The sequence below is a fragment of the Pseudomonas sp. DD1 genome, from assembly GCF_044510355.1.
GTDB lineage: Bacteria > Pseudomonadota > Gammaproteobacteria > Pseudomonadales > Pseudomonadaceae > Aquipseudomonas > Aquipseudomonas shahriarae.
This window is the reverse complement of the sequence record NZ_MSAJ01000011.1, coordinates 588,028-598,710: the sequence shown is the minus strand read 5'-3', so window position 1 is coordinate 598,710 and position 10,683 is coordinate 588,028. Positions and strand designations below refer to the sequence as shown.

The 10,683-nt window shown below is 58.7% G+C and carries 14 protein-coding genes and 1 tRNA gene; 9 read left to right on the top strand and 6 right to left on the bottom strand.

Annotated elements, in window-relative coordinates:
- Positions 1 to 77: 77 nt before the first annotated feature.
- The 3 genes from PSFL_RS10530 to PSFL_RS10520 form a co-directional block, all read right to left on the bottom strand.
- Positions 78 to 359 carry a peptidylprolyl isomerase gene (locus PSFL_RS10530; RefSeq protein ID WP_057440868.1) on the bottom strand — a complete coding sequence of 94 codons (282 nt, stop codon included), beginning with the start codon at positions 357 to 359 and terminating at the stop codon, positions 78 to 80.
- Positions 360 to 439: 80 nt separating this feature from the next.
- Positions 440 to 1,510 carry a 3-deoxy-7-phosphoheptulonate synthase gene (locus tag PSFL_RS10525; protein ID WP_115128431.1) on the bottom strand — a complete coding sequence of 357 codons (1,071 nt, stop codon included), beginning with the start codon at positions 1,508 to 1,510 and terminating at the stop codon, positions 440 to 442.
- A gap of 339 nt (positions 1,511 to 1,849) precedes the next feature.
- Positions 1,850 to 1,984, bottom strand: coding sequence for a hypothetical protein (locus PSFL_RS10520; RefSeq protein WP_262383353.1), 135 nt, complete (start codon positions 1,982 to 1,984; stop codon positions 1,850 to 1,852).
- A gap of 147 nt (positions 1,985 to 2,131) precedes the next feature.
- Here PSFL_RS10520 and PSFL_RS10515 point away from each other — a divergent pair, with 147 nt between their 5' ends.
- Together PSFL_RS10515 and PSFL_RS10510 are read left to right on the top strand one after the other, a co-directional pair.
- Positions 2,132 to 2,881: a carbon-nitrogen hydrolase family protein gene (locus tag PSFL_RS10515; RefSeq protein WP_115128430.1), complete on the top strand. Its 750-nt coding sequence runs from the start codon at positions 2,132 to 2,134 to the stop codon at positions 2,879 to 2,881.
- Between the two features lie 19 nt (positions 2,882 to 2,900).
- Positions 2,901 to 3,350, top strand: coding sequence for a GNAT family N-acetyltransferase (locus PSFL_RS10510; protein WP_115128429.1), 450 nt, complete (start codon positions 2,901 to 2,903; stop codon positions 3,348 to 3,350).
- A gap of 36 nt (positions 3,351 to 3,386) precedes the next feature.
- On the opposite strand, the gene PSFL_RS10505 is transcribed toward PSFL_RS10510, so the two are convergent.
- Positions 3,387 to 3,626, bottom strand: coding sequence for a DNA-binding protein (locus tag PSFL_RS10505; RefSeq protein ID WP_057440874.1), 240 nt, complete (start codon positions 3,624 to 3,626; stop codon positions 3,387 to 3,389).
- 81 nt (positions 3,627 to 3,707) lie between these two features.
- Between PSFL_RS10505 and PSFL_RS10500 the strand changes: the two genes are divergently transcribed.
- The 5 genes from PSFL_RS10500 to PSFL_RS10480 all read left to right on the top strand — a co-directional run bounded on the left by PSFL_RS10500 (position 3,708) and on the right by PSFL_RS10480 (position 7,438).
- Entirely contained in the window at positions 3,708 to 4,073 is a 366-nt protein-coding gene (locus PSFL_RS10500; protein ID WP_115128428.1) for a helix-turn-helix domain-containing protein, read from the top strand.
- A gap of 151 nt (positions 4,074 to 4,224) precedes the next feature.
- Positions 4,225 to 4,866: a UvrY/SirA/GacA family response regulator transcription factor gene (gene uvrY / locus PSFL_RS10495; protein WP_029293774.1), complete on the top strand. Its 642-nt coding sequence runs from the start codon at positions 4,225 to 4,227 to the stop codon at positions 4,864 to 4,866.
- Between the two features lie 16 nt (positions 4,867 to 4,882).
- Positions 4,883 to 6,706, top strand: a complete 1,824-nt coding sequence (uvrC, locus tag PSFL_RS10490; protein WP_170044308.1) for an excinuclease ABC subunit UvrC — start codon at positions 4,883 to 4,885, stop codon at positions 6,704 to 6,706.
- A 32-nt stretch (positions 6,707 to 6,738) separates the two neighbouring features.
- Complete coding sequence (gene pgsA / locus PSFL_RS10485; protein ID WP_115128427.1) at positions 6,739 to 7,299, top strand: CDP-diacylglycerol--glycerol-3-phosphate 3-phosphatidyltransferase; 561 nt, start codon at positions 6,739 to 6,741, stop codon at positions 7,297 to 7,299.
- 63 nt (positions 7,300 to 7,362) lie between these two features.
- Positions 7,363 to 7,438 (top strand) — tRNA-Gly (locus PSFL_RS10480).
- A 583-nt stretch (positions 7,439 to 8,021) separates the two neighbouring features.
- Here the strand turns inward: PSFL_RS10480 and PSFL_RS10475 are convergent.
- Entirely contained in the window at positions 8,022 to 8,477 is a 456-nt protein-coding gene (locus PSFL_RS10475) for a GNAT family N-acetyltransferase (RefSeq protein ID WP_397469987.1), read from the bottom strand.
- A gap of 60 nt (positions 8,478 to 8,537) precedes the next feature.
- Entirely contained in the window at positions 8,538 to 9,455 is a 918-nt protein-coding gene (locus PSFL_RS10470; protein WP_057440882.1) for a LysR family transcriptional regulator, read from the bottom strand.
- A 126-nt stretch (positions 9,456 to 9,581) separates the two neighbouring features.
- Between PSFL_RS10470 and PSFL_RS10465 the strand changes: the two genes are divergently transcribed.
- A complete protein-coding gene (locus PSFL_RS10465; RefSeq protein ID WP_169960879.1) occupies positions 9,582 to 10,340 on the top strand; it encodes a 5-oxoprolinase subunit PxpA in 759 nt (252 codons plus the stop codon).
- 95 nt (positions 10,341 to 10,435) lie between these two features.
- Complete coding sequence (locus tag PSFL_RS10460; RefSeq protein ID WP_397469986.1) at positions 10,436 to 10,681, top strand: acetyl-CoA carboxylase; 246 nt, start codon at positions 10,436 to 10,438, stop codon at positions 10,679 to 10,681.
- The last annotated feature ends 2 nt before the right edge of the window (positions 10,682 to 10,683 follow it).

Genomic DNA, 10,683 nt, shown 5'->3' with positions numbered 1-10,683 from the left:
GTCGCCAGTCACCTGGCGACCCCGCAAACACAACGGCCCACCAAAAGGCGGGCCGTTGAGTGCTGCGCAGACGTGGATCAGTCCTGGCGGCTGGTCACTTCCAGCAAGTGATAACCGAACTGGGTTTTCACTGGGCCTTGCACGGTATTGACCGGTGCGCTGAATACGACCGCGTCGAATTCCTTGACCATCTGGCCAGGACCGAACGAACCCAGGTTGCCGCCGTCGCGGCTCGATGGGCAGCTGGAGTTGGCTTTGGCGACTACTGCGAAATCAGCGCCGCCTTCGATCTGGGCTTTCAGTTCGTTGCACTTGTCTTCGGTGGCAACCAGGATGTGACGGGCGGTGGCTTTGGCCATGGTGGGTAACTCCTTGAATAAAAAAGGTGAGCGTACCGGATTCAGGCGGTTATTTCCCGGCAAAGTTCCACTGATTTACATCAGGCTCGATCGCGCAGACGTGCGGCTGCTTCACGCAGCAACTGCTCAGTCCCGTCCCAACCCAGGCAGCCGTCGGTCACCGAGACGCCGTAGCGCATCGACGGGCTGAGCGGCTGGCAGCCTTCGAACAAATGACTCTCCAGCATCATGCCGATCAGCGAGGTGTCGCCCTGCAAGCGTTGCGCCAGCACGTCATTGAATACCGCCGGTTGGCGCATCGGGTCCTTGCCGCTGTTGGCGTGGCTGCAATCGACCATGATCCGCGTGGCCACTTTGCTTTTGGTCAGGTCGGTCTTGATCTGGGCCACGCTCTGGCGATCGTAGTTCGGGCCACGGTGGCCGCCGCGCAACACCAGGTGGGTGTCGGCGTTGCCCGGGGTCTGGATGATCGCCGGATGGCCCTGGCTGTCGACGCCGAAGTGGCGGTGCGGGTGGGCCGCCGAACGCATGGCGTCACAGGCGATGGCTACGCCGCCGTCGGTACCGTTCTTGAAGCCGACGGGCATGCCCAGGCCGCTGGCCATTTCCCGGTGGATCTGCGATTCGGTGGTGCGGGCGCCAATGGCCACCCAACTGAGCACATCGTCGAAGTAGCCGGCGGCCATCGGTTGCAACAGTTCGGTGGCGACCGGCAGGCCCAGGCGCAGCATTTCGCGCATCAGTTCCCGCGACAGTGTGAGGCCGGCGGCCATGTCATCGCTGCCATCCAGGTGCGGGTCGTAGGCCAGGCCTTTCCAGCCGATGGTGGTGCGCGGTTTTTCGACGTAGGCGCGGATCACCAGCAGCATCTGGTCACTGACGTCATTGGCCAGCTTCTTCAGATTGCGCGCGTATTCCATGGCGGATTCGGGATCATGGATCGAGCAGGGACCGACGATGACGAGCAGGCGGGAGTCTTGACCATTGAGAATCGCGCGGATGGCCTGGCGATGAGCGTTGACTTGCTCGGTCAGGAACGGGCTCAGGGGCAATTGGTGCTTGAGCTCAAGGGCGCTGGGCAAACGCTGGGTCAGCGCTTCATTGGCGCTGGACAGGGTGGTAACGGGCAGTGCGGTGATAGAGGAGTTCATGATTTGTGCTTCCTGGGCAAGCGGCGGGCTGTTCCCGCGCGCTCTGCCCTACTGGGGTGTTCGACAATTGGCCGTATTGGCTGCGTGTGTTGGCTTGCCACCAATAGGTGACCGATCGGAGGCGGCAGGCTGTCCCGAACGGAGCTTGCTAAATCGCCAGGCGGTGCAGGTGTCGTAACGGTAATAAGTGGTGAAGTTCATGGTGTGATTTCCTTTAAGTTCGGTGTGTAGCAAAAATTGTTCAGGGCTGGAAAAACAAAACCCCCGGTCGGGGAGCCGACCGGGGGTTAGATTTCTCTGGCAGGCGACCCCTTGAGTAGTGGGCGCCGATTTCAGGTATCAGGCGCGCCAGTGGCTAAACCAATACCCAAAATAAAAGCTGACCAGTGCGCTCAAACCGTTCACGCGGGTAGCCACGACCGAACGCTGGGCGTTGGCAGTAGGGCAGGCCTGGGTGAGGGTGAGTGGCAACATGGTGTTTCTCCAAATGATGGGGTGGAGCTTAACTGAGGGATGCCGCTGGATTCAATCAGTAATTTCTATCGCGATGAGCGACTTAGCGCTATGGCGCAAGTCCCGATATGCTGGATGGATAGTCCCAATGATTGCCAGGATGCGAGCATGACCGCTTTGATTATTGCCAGTGCCCAGACCTGTTCGATTGCTGGCGACCTGGCGGCCAATATCCAGCGTCACCTGGCGTTGATGGTTGCGGCCGCCGAGCACGGCGTACAACTGCTGGTGTTTGCGGAGTTGTCCCTGACCGGTTACGAGCCCGCGCTGGCGCAGGAGCTGGCGATTGCGCCGGACGATACGGTGCTTGCGCCCCTGCGAGAGCTGGCGCGTGAGCTGCAGATGACGGTGGTGGTGGGCATGCCGATTCGCTTGGCGTCGAGCAGCGGGGTGTTGATTGGAGCGCTGGTGTTGGCGGCGGATGGCTCATTGGCGGTGTACAGCAAGCAGCATCTGCACCCCGGTGAAGACGCGGCATTTGTGCCGGGCTCGGGTGGCAAGGCGTTGGTGTGGGGCGAGGACCGGATTGCCCTGGCGGTTTGCGCTGACTTTTCCCACGCCAGCCATCCGCGTGATGCGGCGGCGCTTGGGGCTACAGTCTATGCAGCGGGTGTATTGATCAGCGAGGGCGGTTACGCCGCAGATAGTGCGTTGCTTCAGGGGTACGCCAGCGAACACTCGATGGTGGTGCTGATGGCCAATCATGGCGGGCCGTCCGGTGGCTGGGCGTGTGCCGGGCGCAGCGCTATCTGGGGGCCTGATGGCGAGTTGATTGCGGCTGTGCCGGGGGTGGGCGACGCCTTGGTAATAGCCCGCAGGGAGGCCGGCAACTGGAGTGGTTGGCAGGTCATGCTGTAACGCAATGGAGCACGCCGCGATGGCATTCACCCTCAAGGCCGCATCGGATCAGCACTTGGCCTTTGCACGCAGCCTGACGCATCAGGCTATGGGCCATTACTATCGGCAGTACGATCTGACATGGTCCGACAAAGGCTTCGACACCGCCTGGGCCGGGCGGGAAAACTGGTTGATTTGCCAAGAGGACAAGTTGGTGGGGTTCGTCAGTCTGAGCCGGGATGACAACGCGCTGTATATTCGCGAGCTGCACATGCTCGAGGATTTTCGCCGCCAGGGCGCGGGCAGTTGGGTGCTGGAGCAGATGTTCGCCAAGGCTCGGGCCGAAAGCCGGGCTTATTTGCGATTGACGGTGTTCAAGACCAATCCGGCCAAAAGGCTGTATCAGCGCCAGGGCCTGAGTATTGTCGGTGAGGAGGGCTGTTTCTGGCGGATGGAGTCTGTTTGTCTGTCAGCGCAGTCGTCCCGGTAAACCTCGCGCTCAACTTGAATCGGTGCATACTGCTCTTTAGGAGCCGATCTCCTGATCATTGCACAGGCTTTGCGCCTCGTTAAGGATGATCCCCTCTTTCATGCCCAGAAGGACCGCCACCTTATGGGCTTCTCCACGCCGCCCCTTTTTGCGCCCAGCGAGCACTTGATAGGTGGTCGCCGGGTCCACGCCATGTTCCCTGGCGAATGCCTGAACCGATTTGCCTTGATGTTCCAGCCAGGCTTTGGCTTGTGCAGCAGTACGGATTCCGGGCATAGTTCAAAACCGTTCAAGTTTGTGCAAAACGAGATGACGTCGTCACCTCTTGGGGTGTGCCATAAAGGATATTACATCCAAATGAGTGGAATAGGTTCGCGCTTAAGGCAAGAAAGAGAGCGGCTTGGCTTGTCGCAAAAGGTTTTTGGTGAAATAGGAGGTGTGGAGGCTAACGCACAGGGAAAATACGAAAGCGGTGGGCGCGCGCCGAAGGCCGATTACCTATCCCGCGTGGCAGAGAAAGGTGTCGATATTCTGTTTGTTTTGACAGGTAGCCCGACGCCTGTCCACTTGGACAACCTGAGCCAGATCGAAGAAAAGGTCTTGGGTAACTACCGTGCGATGTTTAAAGAGGACCAGGATGCAATCCGTAGACTGACCAACACCTTGGCAGAGCATTCCTCAGTGGCGAGTGGAAAACCCCGGTCGATCCTCAAGGAATCCTGACCTTTTGCCCAGGAAACACCCCCGCCTGCCGTTCGGCAGGCGTTCGTAGTGTATTGAAACTCTATATATATGACGCGTTCAGCTAGGTCTGTGCCTTGGTTTTTTGCTAAGGTGTTCAGCAACCTATAAGACCATTTCGCGAGGTGTCTGCTTGATTAGGGTGCTAGTAGTCGATGACCATGATCTCGTTCGTACAGGCATTACACGAATGCTGGCTGACATCGATGGCCTGCAAGTAGTCGGTCAGGCCGAGTCGGGGGAGGAATCCCTGATCAAAGCGCGTGAATTGAAACCCGATGTGGTCTTGATGGACGTCAAGATGCCGGGGATTGGTGGTCTTGGTGCGACCTGCAAACTGTTGCGCAGTCATCCGGACATCAAGGTCGTGGTTGTTACGGTCTGCGAAGAAGACCCTTTTCCTACCCGGCTTCTGCAAGCTGGCGCAGCAGGTTATCTGACAAAAGGCGCAGGGCTCGCGGAAATGGTCCAGGCTATCCGCCTGGTATTTGCCGGCCAGCGCTATATCAGTCCGCAGATTGCCCAGCAATTGGCGATCAAGTCGTTTCAGCCAGTCAGCGACTCGCCGTTTGATGCCTTGTCCGAGCGCGAGATTCAGATCGCCCTGATGATCGTCGGCTGCCAGAAGGTTCAGTCGATTTCCGACAAGCTTTGCCTGTCGCCAAAAACCGTGAACACCTACCGTTATCGAATTTTCGAGAAGCTATCCATCAGCAGTGATGTTGAACTGACCTTGCTCGCGGTTCGCCACGGCATGGTGGACGCCAGCGCCTGAAATGCAAGCCTCTGAAATAAACACCGTGTTTGATCCGAGTGCATTTCTTGCGACCTGCAGCGGCCGGCCTGGCGTGTATCGCATGTTCGACAGCGAGGCGCGCCTGCTGTACGTGGGCAAGGCCAAGAACCTCAAGAAGCGCCTGGCCAGCTACTTCCGCAAAACCGGCCTGGCGCCGAAGACGGCCGCTCTGGTGGGGCGTATCGCCCAGGTCGAAACCACCATCACGGCCAATGAAACCGAGGCGCTGCTGCTTGAGCAGACGCTGATCAAGGAATGGCGGCCGCCCTACAATATTCTGCTGCGTGACGATAAGTCCTACCCGTATGTGTTTCTGTCGGACGGTGACTTTCCGCGCCTGAGCATCCATCGCGGGGCGAAGAAGCACAAGGGCAAGTATTTTGGCCCTTACCCCAGCGCCGGGGCGATCCGCGAGAGCCTGAGCCTGCTGCAAAAGACCTTCTTCGTGCGCCAGTGCGAAGACAGCTTCTACAAGAACCGCACCCGCCCGTGCCTGCAATACCAGATCAAGCGTTGCAAGGCGCCCTGCGTCGGGCTGGTCGAGCCTCAGGAATATGCCGAAGACGTACGTCACTCGGTGATGTTCCTCGAAGGGCGCAGCAACGCCCTGGCCGACGAACTGTCCGGCGCCATGGAGCAGGCAGCCAGTACCCTGGACTTCGAGCGGGCCGCCGAACTGCGTGACCAGGTGTCCCTGTTGCGACGGGTGCAGGACCAGCAGAGCATGGAAGGCGGTACCGGTGATGTCGACGTGATTGCGGCCTTCGTCAATCCGGGCGGGGCTTGTGTGCACCTGATCAGCGTGCGTGGCGGCCGGGTGCTGGGCAGCAAGAACTTCTTTCCCCAGACCGGGATCGAGGAGGAAGTGGCCGAGGTCATGGCCGCGTTTCTCGGCCAGTACTACGTCAGCAGCCCCGAGCGCGACTTGCCGGGCGAACTGATCGTCAACGTGGTTCACGAAGACTTCCCCGCATTGATTGACGCCATTCACGCCCTGCGCGGCCGCGAGCTGGACATCAGCCACCGCGTTCGCGGCACCCGTGCGCGCTGGCAGCAACTGGCGGTGACCAACGCCGAACAGGCCCTGAACGCGCGCCTGGCCAACCGCCAGCATGTTGCCGCACGCTTTGAAGCGCTGGCCGACGTGCTCAAGCTTGACGAGCCACCGCAACGCCTGGAGTGCTACGACATCAGCCATTCCAGCGGTGAGGCGACCGTGGCGTCCTGCGTGGTCTTTGGTCCGGAAGGGCCGATCAAGTCCGATTATCGACGCTATAACATCGAAGGCGTCACCCCAGGCGATGACTATGCGGCCATGCACCAGGCCCTGACCCGGCGCTTCAGCAAATTGAAGGACGGCGAGGGCAAACTGCCGGATATCCTGCTGGTGGACGGCGGCAAGGGCCAGTTATCCATGGCCCGTGACGTGCTCAACGAGCTGGCGGTGCCCGACCTGATCCTGCTCGGCGTGGCCAAGGGCACGACGCGCAAGGCCGGTTTCGAAACGTTGTACTTGAATGATGCGGCCCATGAGTTCACTTTGAAGGGCGATTCACCGGCATTGCACCTGATTCAGCAGATTCGCGACGAAGCCCACCGTTTTGCCATTACCGGTCACCGCGCCCGACGTGGTAAAACCCGGCGTACCTCCACCCTGGAAGGGGTGGCGGGGGTAGGGCCAAAGCGGCGACGCGAACTGTTGAAACATTTTGGTGGATTGCAGGAATTGTCCCGTGCCAGCATTGAAGAAATAGCCAAAGCCCCCGGAATCAGTAAAAAGCTCGCTGAGTTGATTTATGCAAACCTACACAGCGAGTAGAATGCCTTCTCACCTCGTAGCCAGTTGTGCCGATGAATATCCCTAATCTGATCACCGTTCTACGCGTCCTGCTCATTCCGATTTTCATTTTGCTGTTTTACCTGCCTTATGATTGGAGCTACATGGCCTCCAGTTCGGTCTTTGCCTTCGCGGCCGCGACCGACTGGCTGGACGGCTACCTGGCAAGACGCCTGGAGCAAAGCACGCCGTTTGGCGCGTTCCTCGACCCCGTGGCCGACAAGCTGATGGTTGCGGTGGCGCTGGTGCTGCTCGTGCAGGAGCACGGCAACCTGTGGCTGACCCTGCCGGCCGCCGTGATCATCGGTCGCGAGATCGTCGTCTCCGCCTTGCGCGAATGGATGGCCGAAATCGGCGCACGCGCCCACGTGGCCGTGTCCAACATGGGCAAATGGAAAACCGCTGCGCAGATGCTGGCGCTGGTCATCCTGCTGGCCAACCCGTCGAACTTCACCTTCTGGGTGCTGCTGGGTTATGCCTTGCTACTGATCGCCGCCGGCCTGACCCTGTGGTCCATGCTGCAATACCTGCGCGCTGCCTGGCCCCATCTGCGCACGACCGTGGAAAAGAAATAAAACTTTTTTGAATCAAGGGGTTGACGGGTGGTGAGGATTCTATAGAATGCGCATCACCAAGACGCGGGAATAGCTCAGTTGGTAGAGCACGACCTTGCCAAGGTCGGGGTCGCGAGTTCGAGTCTCGTTTCCCGCTCCAAACATAGCACTGCAGAGCTCCACTGAATTCTGCAAGTGATTGAAATAAGGACCTTCGGGTCCTTTTTTCGTTGCGGCGGGAATCACTGAAATCCAGCACCATCCGGTGCGAAGATCGAGTGAAATCACAGGCCGCCCCCGTTCTGGCTGCAGGATGGATGCCCTTATTCATCGAGTATCATCAGATCTGTTTGCCTCAACCCTTGGGCGAATTGGTTTGCTTTCCTATGATTTATTCACGCCCGGCAAGTTGAACGGATCCACCGTGGAAGAGAAGCGCACGCGTTTGTTATGCATCGTCATCCCGGCGTGGTCGACGATCCATTGAGCCCTTGAGTTCGGACACATGGGTTTACTGTTCTGGATTGAGATCGCTTGAACGAAGGCGGATGGTAATTATGAATGAGAGGGGGCTTACTCAGCGCACAGATGGCCCTGAGTGGGAGCGTTTTGCCTGAGGAAAGCAACAGGGGCGGGTTGGCCAGCACCGCCCACGACATTCTGGCCGGGCATGCCGCATTGATTGAAGCTTGTTGGTAAGCGTGCGGGTAGCACACCTTGCTTAGGTTCTTGCTTTCATCGCCTCAAGGTTCGATGTGACTCGGGTTGTCGTTGAGGTCAAATCGCTTCTGCATAAAAAACCGGTTGTATCCAACGACTGGGTAATCCTTAAGCTCTCCAAATATGCTGAAGCCGAGTCGCAGGTAAAAGTCCGGGGCTTGGAAAGAGAATGTATCCAGCCAGATACCTTGGCAGCCTTTTTTACGTGCCAGCTCTTGCGCCATGTTTATCAACTTCGTGCCCAATCCCTGCCCTCGGGCAGCTTCAGGTACGACCAGCAAATCAACGAATAACCACTGCCCAGAAATGTTTGCGTAGAGCCCACCTTGCGTGGCTCCCAGGTCATCCTTGATTAAAATCGCAAGTTTTTCAGTGCTGATGAGCCCCGTTTTTGCTTGGTTATATTCGCGTAACGGAGCCAAAATTTCTTGGTAGTCGACCTCTTGAGGCGCTTCATTTATCTCTATCCTTAAGTCCACAGCGTTCTCCCTTGAGTACCTAGTGATCAAACGGATGCCCAACGATAGGGTCGCAAGTTTTCAGCGTCGGGCGAAATGCTGTTGGGGCGTTAAAAATGTGTGGTGGAAATAATTTCGAAATGCGTGCATCGCCGAGCTGAATTCGCGTTCGCGATGCCACGCCAGGCCGACGCTCATGGGGGTCACCTGATCGGAGATGGTCAGGGTTTCAATGCGCTTTCCTTCCAGCGACCAGGGGCGGTGTACCAGGTCTGAGAGGATCGCAACGCCGTTACCATTGGCTACCATGCTGCGCACCGCCTCGACGGAACTGGTGCGCACTTTGACGTCCGGCTGAAAGTTTGCGAGTTCCCAGTAACGCATTGCACTTTGTTCGGCTTCGTCGACGGTCAGGAGAATGTAGGGCTCTTGCGCCACATCGGCGAGGCTCACGGCCGAGCGCTCGCAAAGGGCATGGCCGCTGGGCAGCCATAGCCGGCGCTCGGAGTTGAAGAGCGTCTCCGAGACGATGTCCGGGTGGGTCAGGTTCGCGGTGAGCACCACTGCCATGTCGAATCGACCTTCCAACAGACCCTGCTCGATGGCCGTGCGTTCTTGTTCGTGCACTTCGATGGCCACGTCCGGATGCCAGTGCTCAAGTCGTTGCAGGTGGTGCGGCAAGAAGTAGCCGATCACCGTGTAGCTTGCCGCCAAGCGCAATACACCACTGGCGCGGATGTCCGGCAACGGGCTGTTCAGCGCATCATCGACGCTGCGCAGAATCACGTAGGCCCGATTCAAAAAGTGCCGCCCGGCATCGGTCAGGCTCATGCCCTGGGCCGAGCGCTGGAACAACAGTGTACCGAGGATGCCTTCCAGCTCCTTGATCGCCGTGGTCACGGCCGATTGGGAAATATTTAACTGAATCGCCGCTTGAGAAATTTGCCCGATCTCGGCGGTGGCGACGAAATAGCGAATCTGGCGCAGGGTCAGTGACATAGGCTCTCCTGGTGAGCGCGTATCTGTTTTTCAGAAGACAGCCTATCTGATAATAGATCTTCCCAAGGGGGAGAGGAGGAATCTAACGTGGCCTGCAAGAAGTCACAAGCGTTGGGAGCAAGCGTCATGCAGGCAGTAGATTTCAACTCGGACATGGGCGAAGGGTTTGGCCCTTGGACCATCGGCGATGGCGTCGACAATGAGCTGATGGGCTTTATCAGTTCGGCCAACATCGCCACCGGTTTTCATGCTGGCGACCCCAGTACCATGCGACGTACCGTCGAGCATGCCAAGCGTTTGGGTGTGGCTATCGGCGCGCATCCGGGGTTTCGCGACCTGGTTGGTTTTGGCCGTCGGCACATCAATGCGCCGGCCCAGGAACTGGTCGATGACATGCTCTATCAGTTAGGCGCCTTGCGTGAGCTAGCCAGGGTTCAGGGTGTAGCCTTGCAACACATCAAGCCCCACGGCGCGCTCTACATGCACCTGGCCCGGGACGAAGAGGCTGCGCTTTTGCTGGTGGAGAACCTCCAGCGTCTGGAGCCGGAGTTGCTGCTGTATTGCATGCCCGGTTCCGTGATCTGGCGGATTGCCACGGACCTTGGCCAACCAGTGATTCGCGAGTTCTACGCCGACCGCGAATACGACCTCAGCGGCTCCATTGTCTTCACCCGCAACGTGCGGGCTTACGACCCGATCCAGGTCGCCGAGCGAGTGCTGCGTGCTTGCCAACTGGGCGTGGTGCGCACCGTCGAGGGCGAGGACCTGGCGATTGAATTCGATTCCATCTGTTTGCACAGCGATACGCCGGGCGCCCTGGCGTTGGTCGAAGCAACCCGTCGTGCCCTCGATGACGCGTGTATAGAGGTCCGATCACCGCGCTGAGACCGAATAAAAATACTTGGCACACACACGTCTGGGTTTGCCCACCCAGGTACTTTTTTGCCTGCCTTTCTACAACTATTCCAAGAGGAACAGACATGGCCGAACACAGTGTAATCACCCCGTTGCCGGGGTCCTTCTACCGCAAAGCGACTCCGGAATCGGCGAACTACGTCGAAGTGGGCGCTCAGGTCAGCGCCGATACGGTGATTGGCCTGATCGAGGTCATGAAGCAGTTCTCCGAACTGACCGCCGGGACGGCCGGTCGTCTCAGCGCATTCGTGGTAGAAGACGGTGATCCGGTGGAGCCGGGTCAAGTCATCGCAACACTCGACGTCGAGTGAGG